Below are 16,395 nucleotides of genomic sequence, written 5' to 3'. Positions count from 1 at the left end.
TATTTTAAATAGAATTGGAGCAATGTTTTATCATCCATCATCATTCGCTTCAATTCTATTTTGATTGATTTTTTAAATCGTAGGATTTACAAATAACAACAACAAAGTTTATAAAATAATCTTGACCTATTTACTCGGAATTATTATAATAAGCAAAAATTTTATAACTGATGTTCATTTTGCGAACTAGGCATTCTTAGGTATTTTTATGCGCTTAACCACACGCGGCAGATATGCAGTTACCGCCCTACTTGATTTGGCAGTACAAGAAAATCGCCATCAAGGTGCCATTTCTTTGTCCGACATCGCAAAACGCCAATCCATCTCAATTTCTTATCTCGAGCAACTATTTTCAAAGCTACGCAAAAAAGGCTTAGTAAATAGCACTCGTGGTGCATCAGGCGGTTACCACCTTGCTAAACCCTTGAATGAAATTGATGTCATGAGTATCATCACCGCAGTCGATGAAAGCGTGAATGCCATGCAATGTGGGGGTAAAGGTGATTGTCAAGATGGTGCCATGTGCTTAACACATGATTTGTGGCATAACCTATCTGCCCATATCGAAGCTTATCTGAGCCAAGTAACTCTTGCTGATTTACTACACTCAAAAAATACGCAAAACATCGCCGATCGTCAAGAACATAAACGCCAAGAACATAAATTTCAAAGCATTAAAAGTGACAAAAAAGACCAACAAATCAATACCATTAACTTACTTGGGGTAAAACCAGTATGAGCCAAAATTCCTTAATTTATTTAGATTACGCTGCCACCACACCAATTGCACAAGAAGTGGCTGACAAGATGGTCAAATACATGACCTTTGATGGCATATTTGGCAACCCTGCCAGTCGCTCGCACGGCTTTGGTTGGCAGGCTGAAGAAGCAGTTGAAAACGCTCGCCTACAGATTGCCGAAACTGTAGGTGCAGACCCTCGTGAAATCGTTTTTACCAGCGGTGCGACCGAGTCAGACAACCTAGCTTTAAAAGGCGTGGCACACTTCTACCACACTCAAGGTAAACACATCATTACCAGTCAAATTGAGCATAAAGCCATTTTGGACACTTGTCGCCAGCTAGAACAAGAAGGTTTTGAAATCACCTACCTAACTCCACAAGAAAGCACAGGCATCATCACGCCCGAACAAGTCGCTGATGCCATCCGTGAAGACACCATCTTGGTAAGCCTTATGGCAGTAAATAACGAGCTTGGCACCGTTACTGATATCGCAGCCATTGGTGGAATCACTCGTGAAAAAGGCATACTTTTCCATGTTGATGGTGCACAAGCAGTCGGTAAAATTAAAATCAATCTGGCTGAATTAAAAGTAGATTTGATGAGTTTTAGCGGTCATAAGATTTATGGACCAAAAGGCATTGGTGCCTTGTATGTCGGTCGTAAGCCTCGTGTGCGTATTAAAGCCGAACAGCACGGTGGCGGTCATGAGCGTGGCATGCGTTCTGGCACACTGGCAACTCATCAAATTGTCGGCATGGGTGAAGCATTTGCCTTGTCTGCCAAGCGATTTGATGAAGATCTTGCACACATCACACGCCTAAGAGATAAGTTGTGGAATGGCTTACAAGGCATTGAAGAGACTTATTTAAATGGTAGCTTTGAGCATGGCATTCCAAACATTTTAAATGTTAGCTTCAACTTTATCGAAGGCGAATCTTTGATGATGAGCCTAAAAGATTTGGCAGTATCATCAGGTTCTGCTTGTACCTCTGCCACACTTGAGCCATCTTATGTCCTTCGTGCCATCGGTCGCCCTGATGAATTAGCACACTCAAGCATTCGCTTTAGTTTTGGTCGCTATACTACCGATGAAGACATCGACCGTGTACTGGCTCAAATCACTGATGCAGTAAACAAACTGCGTGAACTATCGCCACTATGGGATATGTTTAAAGAAGGCGTGGATTTTAGCAAGGTAGAGTGGCAAGAACATTGATTTAACCTGTTAAATTCAGTGGATCATTAGCCCACAAGCAACAAATATTGGTTATATTGATAATGATATGTTCATTTGCTAATGTTGTATTGGCAAATGAACACTATCTATCTTAGTACAAAAGCCCATGTTAATGTATTAAGCACTATATAAAAGTGATTTAACCAAACCGATTTTATATTGATCAGCATGGCAACATCTATCCAACCGCTGATTAGCTAAAGATAAAGACCAACTTTTTTATTTAAGCCAAGCAAATTATTTGCTAGCAACAAAGAGAGAAAACTATGGCATATTCAGACAAAGTCATTGATCATTACGAAAACCCTCGCAATGTAGGCAATCTTGACAAAAACGCCAAAAATGTTGGCACAGGTATGGTGGGTGCACCTGCGTGTGGTGATGTGATGCGTCTACAAATCCAAGTAGGCGATGATGGTATCATTACCGATGCCAAATTCAAAACCTATGGTTGTGGTTCTGCGATTGCATCAAGCTCGCTTGTTACCGAATGGCTAAAAGGTAAAAACCTAACTGAAGCCGCCGCCATCAAAAATAAAGACATTGCTGAAGAATTGGCATTACCACCTGTAAAAGTACACTGCTCTGTATTGGCAGAAGACGCCATCAAGGCAGCGATTGAAGATTATCAATCAAAATCCAACGCCTAATACATCACTATAATCATTGTGATACAACAAGCACACAGGAGAAGTTATGATTACACTAACCGAACGAGCGACCAAGCATGTCAAAGATTTTTTAGAAAATCGTGGAAGTGGTCAAGGTATTCGTGTGGGTGTACGAACGGCCGGATGCTCGGGTCTTGCCTATGTGCTTGAGTTTGTTGATGAGCCAAACGATACTGACCAACGATTTGATAATGATGGTGTGAGCATCTTTGTGGATCAAAAAAGTTTGGTGTATTTAAATGGCTTGCAGATGGACTATGTGACCGAAGGTCTAAATTCTGGTTTTAAATTCATCAACCCCAACCAAACAGGTGAATGCGGTTGTGGTGAATCTTTCACGGTGTGATCATGGATACCAATAACTTTTTTGTTTTATTTGGGTTGCCAATTAGCTTTGATATTGATAAGAACAACCTAAAACAAGGGCTGCTATCTCTACAAAAGCAATATCACCCCGACCAAACAGGTCAAGACACAAAGCTGGCTTCCTTAATCAATCACGCCTATGACACCTTGTATCATGATGATAAGCGAGCTGCACATCTACTTAGCCTTTCAGGTATAGAGTGTAATCTAAACGCCTCCATTAACGATTGGGAGTTTTTAGATGAGATGATGGAATTTCGCATGGCACTAGACGACCTACAAAGCAGTAGTGAAATCCAAAATCTACTTGACACAATCAATAATCAAAAGGTGCAATACAATACACAGTTTAGTCAATGCTATCAAGCACACGATTGGCAAAATGCACAAAATACCGCACAAAAAATTCAATTCTTAGAAAAATTAGCGACCGATGTGCAACATAAACTCGCCCAAAGTCTAAATACACATACCGATGATGGTGATTTGTATGTATAATACACTTGTCCACATCATACTAAAGTTACAATCGGTGCGACAACAACTATTTTATTGTGGCGCTTGATCATCGGATACAAATTGGTCATCTAAAAGTCAGCCACCTTGTTTATTTATGCCTATTTTTGGGCAAATTAGCCAGCTTTTAAGAGATATCATGTCTTTATTGCAAATCAGCGAACCCAACCAATCCAAAAACCCCCATCAACACCGTTATGCACTGGGAATTGATCTAGGCACAACCCATTCGTTGATTGGTGTGGTGCGTTCTGGCAAAGCCGATGTGTTGCGTTTTGGCGATACACCACTTTTACCATCAGTCGTATACTATGGCGACAAATCTCCACGCCCTGTGGTTGGACTGACCGCCTTAACTTATGATGACGATAAAAATACTATCATCTCCGCCAAACGGTTCATGGGTCGTAGCAAGGCAGATATTAAGTTTTCCCATCCTTACACACTGTCTGGCAATAAACACACCATGCCTGCTTTTGTTACCGCACAAGGTGAAAAGTCTCCTGTGGAAACATCAGCACACATCTTATCACACCTAAAACGCCATGCTGAAGCCACATTGCCACCTGACAGCATTGCAGGGGCAGTCATTACCGTGCCAGCATATTTTGATGATGCTCAGCGTGCCGCCACTAAAGATGCTGCAACCGCTGCAGGCTTGACTGTGCTTCGCCTATTGAACGAACCTACCGCTGCTGCCATCGCTTATGGTTTGGATAAGAGTACATCAGAGGGCATCTACTTAGTATATGACTTAGGCGGTGGTACTTTTGATGTATCCATTTTAAGATTGTCTGATGGTGTGTTTGAAGTCTTGGCGACAGGTGGTAATAGTGCTTTAGGCGGTGATGATATAGACCGACTGATTGCCAACTATTTTATCAAAACAGCCAATCTTGACCCTGCTCAAATCAGCAGTCAAGAAAAAGCTCGCCTTGCCAGATTGGCTAAAACTTATAAGCAAGCCTTGAGTAATAATCATGCCACCATGGTGGATATTGAGATCGCAGGCACACCATTTCAGAGTATGTTAAATAACAACACTTTGGTTCAAATCATAGAACCTGTTACACGACGCACACTGCAAATTTGCCAACAAGTGTTACAAGATGCTAAGATCCAACCGTCAGAAGTTTGTGAGGTAATACTGGTGGGCGGTTCAACCAGAATGCCAATCATTCAAGATGCCGTCCAAGCATTCTTTCATAAAAAACCCCTATGCACGCTAAACCCTGATGAAGTCGTGGCACTGGGTGCAGCTCGTGTCGCTGATCAACTCATCAATAAAAAAGAAGACAATCTACTACTGCTTGATGTCACACCGCTGTCCTTAGGACTTGAAACGATGGGTGGTTTGACCGAAGTTATTATCCCAAGAAATACGCCAATTCCTGTGGCACGCCGTCAGGTATTCACCACACATCAAGACGGTCAGACAGGCATGGTCGTTCATGTCGTACAAGGCGAGCGAGAAACAGTTGCAGACTGTCGCACTTTGGCACGCTTTGAGCTACACGGCATTCCACCCATGAAAGCAGGTCATGCACGCATTGAAGTCAGTTTTCAGATTGACGCCAATGGGCAACTAACCGTCTCTGCCCAAGAGACCACGACAGGGGCACGCAGCCAGATTCAGGTCAGCCCAAGCTATGGACTTAGTATTGAACAACAAGAACAGCTACTACAAGCAGGATTCTTGTATGCCAATGAAGATAAACGCCTGCGTATGCTAATTGAAGCAAAAGTTGAAGCAGAGCGTGAGCTGATTGCATTGGATTCAGCATTGACTGAGTTTTCTAGCTTGATGACAGATGATGAAAAATCTTGCCTGCTATCTGCCATGCAAGCACTTAAAGACGCCATCAATGGCGATGACAAAAAAGCCATTGATACCGCTAACGCCAACCTAAAACCACTCAGTGATAATCTGGCTGCCATCATCATGGATCAAAACATCAAGTCCGCTCTAAAAGGCACAAATACAGCCGATTGGTAATGGGTTAATTTAAATTGGTGTTTAAAAATTTAATACATTTAAAAAATCAACACAAATTGAGAGAATTTATGGTAACCGTAACCGTCCTACCCCATCATGAAATCTGCCCAGAAGGTGCTACTGTTGAACTAAACGAAGGTGAAAACCTATGCGAAGGTCTGCACAAAAATGGCATCAAAATTGAACACGCCTGTGATATGTCAAAAGCATGCACCACTTGTCATGTGGTCGTTCGTCAGGGCTTTGACAGCCTAGAAGAGATGGATGATATTGAAGGCGATTTGCTTGACAGAGCATGGGGGCTTGAACCAAATTCACGCCTGTCTTGTCAGTGTATCATCGCCAATGAGAATCTTACCATTGAAATCCCAAAATACACACTCAATCACGCTAAAGAAAACCATTAAGGCGATACCCGCCCAAACTTGGCAGTCATCAAAAGAACCTAACCAAAATCTGGCTGGGTTTTTTATTCATCTTTATCAGTCCAAATAAAACTTAAATGGCAATGGCAAACTGCTTACAGCACCTACATTGCCAAGCCCTATCAAGTCTTTAACAATCAACTCAATCGTCAAAGGCAAAACATAATGCTCTAATTTTTGTACACGCAACCTTAAAGATTCTATCGTATCTGATGGCGACACAAACAGCACCGCCTGCGTTAGCACCTGTCCTGCATCAAGCTCAGTTGTTACCATATGCACGCTACAGCCATGCACAACATCGCCAGACTTTAGCACCCTTTTGTGCGTATCCAAGCCTTTATAATTGGGTAGTAGCGATGGGTGTAGATTAATCATTGGACATGACACGCCATCAATAAATTCCGCTGACAACACTCGCATGAATCCTGCAAGCAACACCAAATCAGGAGACCATTCACCTAGTAGCTCCAAAGCGTGCTTCTCAAAGGTTTTAATGCCCATTTTTTTGCCATTAGCTGTGTGTGATAACACAGCGGTACGAATGTTGGCATTTTTGGCACGAGTAATCGCATAAGCATCTGCCACATTACTAATCACACCAACAATCTCAATCGGCAAACAACCTGCTTGCATGGCATCAATCACAACTTGTAGATTAGAGCCATTACCTGATACCAAGACGGCGATTTTTAAGGTTTTCATCTGTTGTACCCTGTTTTTATACGACCCTATACAGTCTCTTTGAATATTTTTAGCAAATATAAAATAAAACCGCCAAATAATTGACGGTTTTAATTATTAGGCATACACCACCGCATCACGCTCACGAGAGACAATATCACCAATAACCCAAGCATCTTCCCCTTGAGTTTGTAGGAATTTTAATGCTTCATTCGCTTTCTTTTGTGGAACAACCAAAATAAAGCCAACACCGCAGTTAAAGGTACGATACATCTCAAGCATATCAATATTACCGCCCTTTTGTAGCCATGCAAATACTGCTGGTAACTGCCAGCTATTCGTATCTATTCTAGCCGACAAACTCTCTGGCAAAACACGGGGTAGGTTCTCTGTCAGGCCACCACCTGTGATATGTGCCATGGCGTGAATATTGGTGTTGCCTAATGACTTTTGCAAAGCATTCACTGACTTGACATAAATACGAGTCGGCTCCATCAAGGCACTTGCTAACGACACATCGCCAACCCGCTCATTTTCAACATCAACGCCCGTTACCTCAATGACTTTACGCACAAGAGAATAACCATTAGAATGTACACCACTAGATGCTAAAGCAATCAGCACATCGCCTGACTGCACATGCTCACCTGTAATGACCTCAGACTCCTCAACCACACCCACACAAAAACCCGCCAAGTCATAATCTTCATCTTGATACATACCGGGCATCTCGGCAGTCTCACCGCCAATTAGGGCACAATTTGACAACTTACAGCCATCGCCAATGCCCTTAATGACCGCTTCTGCTGTATCAACATTTAGCTTGCCTGTGGCATAATAATCCAAGAAAAACAATGGCTCTGCACCGCACACCAGTAGGTCATTGACACACATCGCCACCAAATCTTGACCAATAGTATCATGACGATTTAGGTCAAGTGCTAACTTTAATTTTGTGCCTACACCGTCCGTCCCTGACACCAAAAGTGGTGATTTGTAACCCTGTGGAATACGGCACAACGCACCAAAACCACCCAAACCACCAACAACCTCAGAGCGTGAAGTCGCTTTAGCTACAGATTTGATGCGTTGTACCAACATCTCGCCTGCATCAATATCTACGCCTGCATCTTTATAGCTAAGTGAAATTTGCTCGGTCATGTCTCTTTCCTTTGAAGTTGAGAAGTTGTTAAATATACCCCATTATACCAAAAATTTCCACCAAAAACCTTGCAAAAAACACCACCCCTAAAAAATATAAACTTTTTCAAAATAATTTCAAAAACCGTATGTATTTATCTATTATTTTTGTTTATCATATATCCACTGTTAAATAAACCAAAATATTCTTATGATGCACCGTACCATCGATCCATTTTTTCGCCGCTTATTCATTACAGCTGCTCTATGCCTACTTCTTTATGCTTTATATTTGATGAGAATTGTCATTGCACCATTTTTGGCAGCATTTATCTTGGCGTATTTTTTAAACCCTTTAGTCAATATCTTCAATCGGTTTTTGCCCAGAATCCCATCCATCATGGCAGTGTACTTATCCATTATTGTCTTACTCACTGCTTTAATGATTTGGCTTGCTCCTTTGTTATGGGCACAGCTTCAGTTGATATGGGAGTCTCTACCCGCTTCATTGAAATGGTATAATGAGGTTGTTAGACCTTGGTTGGGTCAATTTACTTCCAATAAGCTCTTAAAAATAGACCTTGAGGTAATCTCTAGTGAACTAAGTAACTTTGTTCAAACAAATTATCAATTCTCTGATGCACAAGTAGTCATTAAACGAGTATTAAGCTCAGGCATGAATGTCGCCAACAATCTAGGACTCATCATCATGATTCCGATTTTGACTTTTTACTTTTTAGCCAATTGGCACGAGCGACTACAAACTTGGCAAACCGCCATTCCCCGTGATTATGAACACAAAATCACCGCCATCGTCAAAGACTGTGATGAAGCACTCATGAATTTTGCCAAAGGACAATTTAGCGTCATGATTCTACTTGGGGCAATTTATGCCATACAGCTTGAGCTGATTGGTCTAGAGCTAGGACTTATCATTGGTATTGGTGCAGGTATTGCCAGTTTTGTACCCTATTTAGGCTTTGGTGTTGGTATTATTGCTACACTGATTGCAGGATTTTTTCAGTTTGGTCTTGACTGGAAATACCTATTATTGATTGTTGGTGCTTTTGGCATTGGACAAATTTTGGAAGGTTATGTCTTACAACCACTGTTACTGGGGAATAAAATCGGATTATCGGCACTGTGGGTGATTTTCTCAGTACTGGCAGGAGCATCTCTCTTTGGCTTTATCGGTATGCTCATTGCCCTGCCTGTGTCCGCACTTATCAATGTATTATTCCGCCATGCTTATGCTGCATACCTACAAAGCAACTGGTATTTAGGATATAAGCAATCTAAACTATGGTAAAACAACAATTACCATAGTTTAAAATAAAAAGTAGTAAATCCGCTTGGCATTTTTTCTAAAAATGTGCTATATATAGACACATCAAAAAGCCGTTCAATAGCAAACGGCGACTTAGGGCATGAATAATAACAACGCACATTGATGGGTATTTTTAATTGATGAATGATTTGACGCAACCTTCACTGAACCTAGATGTCAAACAGGACGCTAGCCTATCTGATTTTAGTAGTCAGGGATTCACCCCTGTGCTCAATGCCATACGAAAATTAGGACTTGGCAACCTAAGAGAAATTTTTATCATCGGTGATTATGGCTTTGGCAAAACACATCTTGCTGCCGCCATTTATCGCAACTACACTCAGACCTACAAAAAAACCGCCATCACACTTGCCTTAGGTGATATCATTGATACCGATGAGAATGCCAGTGCGTTGGTTGGGCTTGAAATGTTTGATTTGGTCATCATTGATGATTTACACTTTATTCATCGCAGTCGTGAATGGCAAGAAGGACTCTTTCATCTCATCAATCGCATCCGTGAACAAAACAAACAGATGGTCTTTTTGGCAACCGCTCCTGCCAGAGAGCTTGAGATTGGACTATTAGATTTGGTTACTCGCCTATCTTTAGCACCAACCTTTCGACTGCCAACCAACGAGAATATTGAAGACAGGCAAGCACTATTAAGTTCAGTACTGAAACGAAAGCACTGGAAACTTCCTGAACAAATATTTGACTATATGCTCACCAATGGTCCACGCAATGCAGGCGACATGATCCAAGTTTTAGATGAAATTTCACCCTTATTAACACATTTATCTCGCATTCAAGTGCCAAAAAAGACCATTGATGAGGCAAAGACAATCATTAACAAAGAGACCTTCTTGCTTGAAATCTCAGAACACAAACAAACCACTTCATAACCCTTTTATTTAAGATATTTCATAAAAGAGGTTAATTTTTTAAGGATGTTTTATGAAAGTTTTGACCGCAGGCATCATCACTGCCTTATTAGCAAGCTCTGCTTATGCTGAGGTGCATCTATTGGTTGATGACAACATTAAAGTTACTGCCATCAATGGGCAAGAAATTCACCACAGCGTCCTACAGCCCTTAAAGCGTGAATTCACCTTACAAGCGGGTCGTCATGTCATCACTGCTCGCTATGATCGTCTATTTGACCTAACTCGTGGCGACCATGACTATCTAAAATCTGGCAATATCAGTGTCGTTGGCAACTTACAAGATAAGCAAAGCTATCAGTTAATCATGCCAAATCAGCCAAACAACTATACCGCCGCCAAAGAATTCATCAAATCCCCAACGCTTGCCATCGTACAAAATGGTCAAGTACTCTCTCAAGAAAGCATCGCAGAAGAACGCACAGGCATATTAAGCTCCATCACCCAAAGCATCGGTGGTATATTTGGTCGTGGCGACAGTGCAATAATATCCAATCAAAAAGCCATTTCTGCATTAGGGACTCCTACCACACAACACTCTAATAACAAGGAAAATCTAGATAGCTTTATGCAACTTTGGCTAAACTCTAGTGAAGAAGAGCGTGAAAAAATCCGCCAATGGATCGGTAAGTAACTTCGTAATTTCATCGTTTTTAAGCAAGCCTATCATTAGGTTTGCTTTTTTATGGGTATTGATTACCAGTAAATACAGGCTTAATAACAAGATGGCGTAGAAACAAAAACTCATAAAATAAAAAACCATCACAAAATTTGTGATGGTTTTTGGTTATGGTTGGTATTAGATTATTTTGCTAATACTGATACATAACGGCGGTTAAATTGACCTTTGGTCTCAAACTTTACAACGCCTTCAGTTAGAGCGAATAAAGTGTGATCACGACCCATACCTACACCTTCACCTGCGTGAAATTCGGTGCCACGCTGGCGAACGATGATGTTGCCTGCAACAACATCTTGACCACCAAATACTTTTACACCAAGCATTTTTGGGTTAGAATCACGACCGTTACGAGTAGAACCTGCGGCTTTTTTGTGTGCCATGAGAATATCTCCTATGTGGATGCTTTAGAATCTAAAGTCATCAATGATGGTAATTAAGCGTTGATTGCTTTGATTTTTAGCTCGGTAAACCACTGACGATGACCTTGCTCTTTGTGGTAGTGCTTACGACGGCGGTGCTTAACGATACGCACCTTTTTGCCACGACCATGCTCAACCACTTCTGCTTCAACGCTGGCACCAGCAACAACTGGCTGACCAATTTTAATGTCAGCACCATTCACAACCATTAGTACATCTTCAATCTTTAGCGTTTCGCCTTTTTCAGCTTTTAATAGCTCAACTTTCAGAGTCTCGCCAACGCTAACACGGTGTTGTTTACCACCACTTTTGATTACTGCGTACATCTACATTCTCCATAAAAACCTGTGTGTCGTGACCACCCCTTGGTGGCACTTGATAACGAACACGACTAGGACATAAAAATGAAACGGTATTCTATCAAAAATTCATTTAAAATACAATAAAATTAACACATAAATATAAAAATTTTTGAGTAAATCCATCTTAAAACATATTAACCATGCCGGTTTTATTATTTCTCCATCTTTATAATGATGATTTATTTTAAAAACACCACTTCATTATCAAGCTCATTACCACTGACATCATCGCCAGGATAATACCGGCGTAACAGTTCACCAATTTGAGCGATCAAAGTCATTAAAGCAGTGGCGAAGTCGCCTGATTGACAAGATTGCAAGGCGGTCTGAGTAAGGTTTGTCCATACTGTTTCACCCACACAATCATCAATCCCCCTATCGGCGATGATCTCAAGATTATGTTCACAGATATTAACATAAATCATCACACCTGTGTTCTCAGCGGTATCCCATACTCGGTGTGTACCAAATAACCCCAATGCACGCTCACGACAATCCACCCGATAAGCCTGACTAATAGGTAGGTGGTTTTCAATCACCAAATAAATCTCACCACGATGCCCAGATTCGGCATGAGTAATGGCTTGGGCAAGCCTGACTTTCAGCTCATCAGTTAACCATTGATTATGCAAAATTGGAACAAAACTTAGCTGTCGCCAAAGCCGAGATAAACTTTTGATTGAATGAATATACTGCATCTAACTTACCATCCTTTTTTAATCTCTACCAAATACAAATCATTTAATGCAATGATGACGCCAACAAGTAGAATTGTCAATCAGTCTTAAGTCTAGCACCAAAGGTCAAACAACATCAACCTACCAAGAGCCACCAGCACCACCGCCACCAAAACCACCGCCTGAGCCGCCAAAACCACCTGAACCAAATCCGCCACCGCCAAAACCGCCACCAGCCGGTAAAATAATAGAACCGCCACCTGAGCCACCACGACCGCCAGAACTGCCGCCACGACCAGAACCAGATCTAAATAGCAACAAACACAACCAAACAACAAAGGCAATGGGAATTGACATGAATCCTGCACCCAGCATAAAGCCAAAAAAACCGATGCCCCCTGCAGTTAAAGTTGCTCCCAAAAACCTTCCCAAAATAGAAGTTAAAAATAGCCCAAACCAAATTCCAAATATGAGCAACGCCATCAATGAGATACTTTCATCTCCATAGGAATCAGAAGCACTTCCTAACGCTTTATCAGCTCGCTTGATTGTCTCTGGATCGGCACGCAGCCTCTCACTAATACCATCAATGACGACTGACAAACCTTGAGCATACTGACCCATTTTAAAATATGGCGTAACATCATCACGAATCATGCGTTTAATGACAGCATCAGGCAATACACCCTCAAGACCATAACCTGTTAAAATATACAAATTGCGGTCATTGATGGCAACCACGATAAGCAGTCCCTCATCAGTGTCTTTTTTGCCAAGTTGCCAACGGTCAGCCACTGCCATCGCATAATCAAAAATAGGCATGCCTTGCGTACTAGGCACAATAACCAATGCCGCCTGTGCCAAATTGTCATTGTATAATGTGCGTAACTGCTTACTTAGGTGTGCTTTTTCATCAGGCGATAAAATATGAGCAACATCAACCACAGGCTCATTTAAGATAAGTTTATCATGCGTTACATTGGGTGCATTTGAGATGGTGGGCATCTCATTAGTAGCTGATTGTGCTTGGGTGATTTGGTTGTCATTTTGACCTGTTTGATTTTGACGAACAAGGTCTTTGACAGAATCACTCAAAGGCGGCAACGCTACACCTGTCGTATCTTTTAGCACGCCTGCTACTGCTTGATTGCGATTGGAAGCAATGGCGGCTGCCACCAACTCATCTTCTGTACTAACAGTTGGCGTTGTCGCTACAGATGAAGCGAATACCTGTGATGACATAGCCATACTAAGCACCAAAGGCATAAGCCAAGTGCTTGCATGAATCAGAGCCATCAGCCCACCTTTTTTTGGCATAACAACCACCTTATTGACCCATGGTAGCAGTGCCTGCATCAGATTCTGCTGTCGCCACACCATTTGTTGGGGTTGACGCACCATTATTAAAGCTTACTGTCGGTGCTGTTGAGATGGCTTTTTCGTTCTCAACGCTGAAGTTTGGCTTAGCCTGCATACCAAAAATCATCGCTGTTAGATTGGTTGGAAATTGACGCACAGTAGTGTTATAATCTTGAATATCTTGGATATAACGCTGGCGAGCCACCGTAATACGATTTTCAGTACCTTCTAGCTGAGCTTGTAGGTCTTGAAAAATCGCATCCGCTTTTAACTGCGGATAATTCTCCGAAATCGCCATCAAACGAGATAAAGCACCTGTCATCTGAGCTTGAGCTTCTTGATATTTTTGCATGGCGATAGGGTCGTTTAGCGTCTCTGGAGTAATCTGTGCACTGCCTGCCGCCGCACGCGCTGCTGCCACTTCACTAAAAACGCCTTTTTCATGCTCAGCATAACGCTCTACCACTGACACAAGGTTTGGTACTAGGTCAGCACGGCGTTGATATTGGTTTACCACCTCAGACCATGAAGCGGCAACTTGTTCGTCTTGGGCTTGTAGCGAGTTATAGCCACAACCTGATAAGACAACACAGCTTGCTAATAACGCAGCGGTAGTTACTTTTTTTAAAGATTTCATCTTATTTTCCTTATAAATTAGACAACCAGACATCACGATGATAAAGATGGGTTAGCCATGCTTAATCAAGATGGTGCGTTGAGAGTTAATCATCAGGGAAATAACATCTTAGCTCACTCACTAAAATACCCCCATCATTCTCAAAATCCACCAATCTAACACTATAATGGCAATCTTTATCTCAAAAAACAAGTCAAAACACCAAATCGTACACAAGCATAACATGATTATTAAACTTTAAAAAGGCTTTGACACATTCATTCATCAATGCCAATCAAGCAATATGGGGATTTATAGAAAAATTGGATCACAGCACCACCGACCACTTTTTACCTAAAAATCAAATTTTTTTGTAAAAAAATACCCCAAAAGTGCAAATTCTGCTAGCATTTATTGCAAAAATATGGCAAATTCAAACACAAGATTTATGCTTGATGAAAAAGCGATAAAAAGTGTCTATTTGATACAGTCAGACCTATTTTTATATTTATTTGTCAAACATAAATCCCGTTTTTTTAGTGAAACATTTGAAACTATTATCAACTTTCGTTTTATCTCTATGACCAAGGAAAAGTTATGGAAAATTTTATTAACTGGTTAAATGGCATCATTTGGAGTCCTGCATTAATTTATTTATGCTTGGGTGCCGGTCTATTTTACTCCATCATGACCCGCTTTGTACAAGTGCGTATGTTTAAAGAGATGATTGCCCTCATGTTTAATGGCACCAAAAGTGCTGAAGGCATCTCATCATTTCAAGCCTTCGTGGTGGCACTTGCCAACCGTGTGGGTGTGGGTAACATCGCAGGTGTGGCCGCAGCGATTGGCTTTGGTGGTCCATCGGCAGTATTTTGGATGTGGGTGGTGGCATTCCTAGGGGCATCAACTGCCTATGTTGAATCAACCATGGCACAGATTTATAAAGAAAAAGACCCAGTTACTGGTCAGTATCGTGGTGGTCCTGCCTATTATTTTGAAAAAGGCTTGGGTCAAAAATGGTATACCATCATCTTTGCCATCTCAATGGTGATCGCTTGTGGTCTATTCCTGCCTGGCGTACAAGCCAACGGTATCATCAGTGCTGTAACTCGTATTACAGGCGACGGCAGTCCGATGAACTTTTTTGGCATAGAAACAGGCTCACTGCGTGTGGTTGTCATGTCAATTGTGGTACTTGGATTGGCAGCGATTATCTTTGGTGGCATTAAGCGTATCGCTCGAGTAGCGGAGTTTATCGTACCATTCATGGCGTTAGGCTACATCATTTTAGCCATTCTTATCATGATTATGAACCTAGATAAAGTCCCTGCGGTCTTTAGTCTTATCATGAGCGACATTCTAAATCCAATGGCAGGCTTAGGTGCGGCAATCGGTTGGGGTGTAAAGCGTGGTGTGTATTCAAACGAAGCAGGTCAAGGTACAGGTCCTCACCATGCAGGTGCTGCTGAAGTGCAACACCCTGCACAACAAGGCTTGGTGCAAGCGTTTTCTGTTTATGTAGATACGCTAATCGTTTGCTCATCAACAGCATTCATGATTTTGACCATGGGAACATACAACATCCAAAATGAAAAAACCAAAGAATTCATTTTGGTTAACATAGATAAGTCAACAGAAATCGGCACTCCTGCTTTCACACAGATGGCACTAGAATCTACCTTTGGTACATTTGGGAACTACTTTATCGCTATTGCCGTATTCTTCTTTGCTTTTACTACCGTCATGGCATACTACTATATCGCTGAAGTTAACATCGCCTACTTAACTCGTCATAAAGACAAGGCTGTACAAAAACTTGCCATGTGGCTACCAAAAATCACGGTGGTTTTAATGGTTGCTTACGGCAGTTTAAACAGTGCAGGTTACATCTGGAACTTAGGTGATATTGGCGTGGGCATGACCGCATGGCTAAACATCGTTGGTATCTTGGCAATGTTCTTTATGGCAAAACCAACTTTGCGTGCTTTGGCAGACTACGAAACCCAGAAAAAATCTGGTGTAACCAACTACACCTTTGACCCTGTAAAACTAGGCATTAAAAATGCCACTTTCTGGGAAGAAAGACTTAAGAATAAATAACAATTAAGCCTAACAACCCCAATTAAGCCCTTGCATTTGCAGGGCTTAATTTTTTTATCTTTTAGATAAGCTCCCATTCTTATGTTTATCCATAAGTAAGTGTATTTTAACCAAATATCTTAACCTACCAA

18 protein-coding genes are annotated in these 16,395 nt (G+C 41.5%); 11 read left to right on the top strand and 7 right to left on the bottom strand.

Annotation, left to right across the window (positions count from 1 at the left end):
- Positions 1–208 precede the first annotated feature (208 nt).
- The 7 genes from ACERC6_RS07475 (at position 209) to fdx (ending at position 5,936) form a co-directional block, all read left to right on the top strand.
- The gene (locus tag ACERC6_RS07475; RefSeq protein WP_373628406.1) at positions 209–739 is read left to right on the top strand and encodes an Rrf2 family transcriptional regulator; all 531 of its coding nucleotides are present in this window, start codon (positions 209–211) and stop codon (positions 737–739) included.
- On the top strand, positions 736–1,959 hold the full coding sequence (locus ACERC6_RS07470) for an IscS subfamily cysteine desulfurase (RefSeq protein WP_284673005.1): 1,224 nt from the start codon (positions 736–738) through the stop codon (positions 1,957–1,959). The genes ACERC6_RS07475 and ACERC6_RS07470 overlap by 4 nt, the downstream gene beginning before the upstream one ends.
- Before the next feature lie 287 nt (positions 1,960–2,246).
- Positions 2,247–2,630 carry a Fe-S cluster assembly scaffold IscU gene (gene iscU / locus ACERC6_RS07465; protein WP_284673006.1) on the top strand — a complete coding sequence of 128 codons (384 nt, stop codon included), beginning with the start codon at positions 2,247–2,249 and terminating at the stop codon, positions 2,628–2,630.
- Between the two features lie 46 nt (positions 2,631–2,676).
- Positions 2,677–2,997, top strand: a complete 321-nt coding sequence (iscA, locus tag ACERC6_RS07460) for an iron-sulfur cluster assembly protein IscA (RefSeq protein ID WP_284673007.1) — start codon at positions 2,677–2,679, stop codon at positions 2,995–2,997.
- Between the two features lie 2 nt (positions 2,998–2,999).
- Positions 3,000–3,515: a Fe-S protein assembly co-chaperone HscB gene (gene hscB, locus ACERC6_RS07455; RefSeq protein WP_373628405.1), complete on the top strand. Its 516-nt coding sequence runs from the start codon at positions 3,000–3,002 to the stop codon at positions 3,513–3,515.
- Between the two features lie 157 nt (positions 3,516–3,672).
- A complete protein-coding gene (gene hscA, locus ACERC6_RS07450; protein WP_373628404.1) occupies positions 3,673–5,529 on the top strand; it encodes a Fe-S protein assembly chaperone HscA in 1,857 nt (618 codons plus the stop codon).
- Positions 5,530–5,597: 68 nt separating this feature from the next.
- Positions 5,598–5,936 (top strand): ISC system 2Fe-2S type ferredoxin, encoded by a 339-nt coding sequence (gene fdx, locus ACERC6_RS07445; RefSeq protein ID WP_284673010.1) that lies wholly within the window; start codon positions 5,598–5,600, stop codon positions 5,934–5,936.
- A 75-nt stretch (positions 5,937–6,011) separates the two neighbouring features.
- On the opposite strand, the gene purN is transcribed toward fdx, so the two are convergent.
- Positions 6,012–6,659, bottom strand: a complete 648-nt coding sequence (gene purN / locus ACERC6_RS07440; protein WP_284673011.1) for a phosphoribosylglycinamide formyltransferase — start codon at positions 6,657–6,659, stop codon at positions 6,012–6,014.
- Between the two features lie 96 nt (positions 6,660–6,755).
- Entirely contained in the window at positions 6,756–7,799 is a 1,044-nt protein-coding gene (gene purM / locus ACERC6_RS07435) for a phosphoribosylformylglycinamidine cyclo-ligase (RefSeq protein WP_373628402.1), read from the bottom strand.
- 190 nt (positions 7,800–7,989) lie between these two features.
- Between purM and ACERC6_RS07430 the strand changes: the two genes are divergently transcribed.
- From ACERC6_RS07430 to ACERC6_RS07420, 3 genes are all read left to right on the top strand, one after another.
- Positions 7,990–9,087 (top strand): AI-2E family transporter, encoded by a 1,098-nt coding sequence (locus tag ACERC6_RS07430; RefSeq protein WP_284673013.1) that lies wholly within the window; start codon positions 7,990–7,992, stop codon positions 9,085–9,087.
- 158 nt (positions 9,088–9,245) lie between these two features.
- The gene (locus tag ACERC6_RS07425; protein ID WP_373628401.1) at positions 9,246–10,010 is read left to right on the top strand and encodes a DnaA ATPase domain-containing protein; all 765 of its coding nucleotides are present in this window, start codon (positions 9,246–9,248) and stop codon (positions 10,008–10,010) included.
- A 52-nt stretch (positions 10,011–10,062) separates the two neighbouring features.
- The gene (locus ACERC6_RS07420) at positions 10,063–10,683 is read left to right on the top strand and encodes a DUF2057 family protein (RefSeq protein WP_373628399.1); all 621 of its coding nucleotides are present in this window, start codon (positions 10,063–10,065) and stop codon (positions 10,681–10,683) included.
- A 170-nt stretch (positions 10,684–10,853) separates the two neighbouring features.
- On the opposite strand, the gene rpmA is transcribed toward ACERC6_RS07420, so the two are convergent.
- The 5 genes from rpmA to ACERC6_RS07395 all read right to left on the bottom strand — a co-directional run bounded on the left by rpmA (position 10,854) and on the right by ACERC6_RS07395 (position 14,185).
- Positions 10,854–11,111, bottom strand: coding sequence for a 50S ribosomal protein L27 (gene rpmA / locus ACERC6_RS07415; protein WP_003659274.1), 258 nt, complete (start codon positions 11,109–11,111; stop codon positions 10,854–10,856).
- Positions 11,112–11,164: 53 nt separating this feature from the next.
- Positions 11,165–11,476, bottom strand: a complete 312-nt coding sequence (rplU, locus tag ACERC6_RS07410; RefSeq protein WP_036366243.1) for a 50S ribosomal protein L21 — start codon at positions 11,474–11,476, stop codon at positions 11,165–11,167.
- Positions 11,477–11,691: 215 nt separating this feature from the next.
- The gene (locus ACERC6_RS07405; protein ID WP_373628398.1) at positions 11,692–12,210 is read right to left on the bottom strand and encodes a TPM domain-containing protein; all 519 of its coding nucleotides are present in this window, start codon (positions 12,208–12,210) and stop codon (positions 11,692–11,694) included.
- Positions 12,211–12,330: 120 nt separating this feature from the next.
- Positions 12,331–13,485, bottom strand: coding sequence for a YgcG family protein (locus tag ACERC6_RS07400; RefSeq protein ID WP_373628444.1), 1,155 nt, complete (start codon positions 13,483–13,485; stop codon positions 12,331–12,333).
- Between the two features lie 31 nt (positions 13,486–13,516).
- Positions 13,517–14,185, bottom strand: a complete 669-nt coding sequence (locus ACERC6_RS07395) for a LemA family protein (protein WP_373628396.1) — start codon at positions 14,183–14,185, stop codon at positions 13,517–13,519.
- A 576-nt stretch (positions 14,186–14,761) separates the two neighbouring features.
- Between ACERC6_RS07395 and ACERC6_RS07390 the strand changes: the two genes are divergently transcribed.
- Entirely contained in the window at positions 14,762–16,264 is a 1,503-nt protein-coding gene (locus ACERC6_RS07390; protein WP_373628394.1) for an alanine/glycine:cation symporter family protein, read from the top strand.
- Positions 16,265–16,395 lie beyond the last annotated feature (131 nt).

The organism is Moraxella sp. E33BD (assembly GCF_041807865.1).
GTDB lineage: Bacteria > Pseudomonadota > Gammaproteobacteria > Pseudomonadales > Moraxellaceae > Moraxella > Moraxella haemolytica.
Note: the sequence above shows the minus strand (reverse complement) of the source record. Positions and strands in the feature narration are given on the sequence as shown.

What these genes read in the sequence shown, in the direction of transcription:
- ACERC6_RS07475 (WP_373628406.1), top strand. Translation starts at nt 209, where the DNA reads ATGCGCTTAACCACACGCGGCAGATATGCAGTTACCGCCCTACTTGAT.
- ACERC6_RS07470 (WP_284673005.1), top strand. Translation starts at nt 736, where the DNA reads ATGAGCCAAAATTCCTTAATTTATTTAGATTACGCTGCCACCACACCA.
- iscU (WP_284673006.1), top strand. Translation starts at nt 2,247, where the DNA reads ATGGCATATTCAGACAAAGTCATTGATCATTACGAAAACCCTCGCAAT.
- iscA (WP_284673007.1), top strand. Translation starts at nt 2,677, where the DNA reads ATGATTACACTAACCGAACGAGCGACCAAGCATGTCAAAGATTTTTTA.
- hscB (WP_373628405.1), top strand. Translation starts at nt 3,000, where the DNA reads ATGGATACCAATAACTTTTTTGTTTTATTTGGGTTGCCAATTAGCTTT.
- hscA (WP_373628404.1), top strand. Translation starts at nt 3,673, where the DNA reads ATGTCTTTATTGCAAATCAGCGAACCCAACCAATCCAAAAACCCCCAT.
- fdx (WP_284673010.1), top strand. Translation starts at nt 5,598, where the DNA reads ATGGTAACCGTAACCGTCCTACCCCATCATGAAATCTGCCCAGAAGGT.
- purN (WP_284673011.1), bottom strand. Translation starts at nt 6,659, where the DNA reads ATGAAAACCTTAAAAATCGCCGTCTTGGTATCAGGTAATGGCTCTAAT.
- purM (WP_373628402.1), bottom strand. Translation starts at nt 7,799, where the DNA reads ATGACCGAGCAAATTTCACTTAGCTATAAAGATGCAGGCGTAGATATT.
- ACERC6_RS07430 (WP_284673013.1), top strand. Translation starts at nt 7,990, where the DNA reads ATGATGCACCGTACCATCGATCCATTTTTTCGCCGCTTATTCATTACA.
- ACERC6_RS07425 (WP_373628401.1), top strand. Translation starts at nt 9,246, where the DNA reads ATGAATGATTTGACGCAACCTTCACTGAACCTAGATGTCAAACAGGAC.
- ACERC6_RS07420 (WP_373628399.1), top strand. Translation starts at nt 10,063, where the DNA reads ATGAAAGTTTTGACCGCAGGCATCATCACTGCCTTATTAGCAAGCTCT.
- rpmA (WP_003659274.1), bottom strand. Translation starts at nt 11,111, where the DNA reads ATGGCACACAAAAAAGCCGCAGGTTCTACTCGTAACGGTCGTGATTCT.
- rplU (WP_036366243.1), bottom strand. Translation starts at nt 11,476, where the DNA reads ATGTACGCAGTAATCAAAAGTGGTGGTAAACAACACCGTGTTAGCGTT.
- ACERC6_RS07405 (WP_373628398.1), bottom strand. Translation starts at nt 12,210, where the DNA reads ATGCAGTATATTCATTCAATCAAAAGTTTATCTCGGCTTTGGCGACAG.
- ACERC6_RS07400 (WP_373628444.1), bottom strand. Translation starts at nt 13,485, where the DNA reads ATGGCTCTGATTCATGCAAGCACTTGGCTTATGCCTTTGGTGCTTAGT.
- ACERC6_RS07395 (WP_373628396.1), bottom strand. Translation starts at nt 14,185, where the DNA reads ATGAAATCTTTAAAAAAAGTAACTACCGCTGCGTTATTAGCAAGCTGT.
- ACERC6_RS07390 (WP_373628394.1), top strand. Translation starts at nt 14,762, where the DNA reads ATGGAAAATTTTATTAACTGGTTAAATGGCATCATTTGGAGTCCTGCA.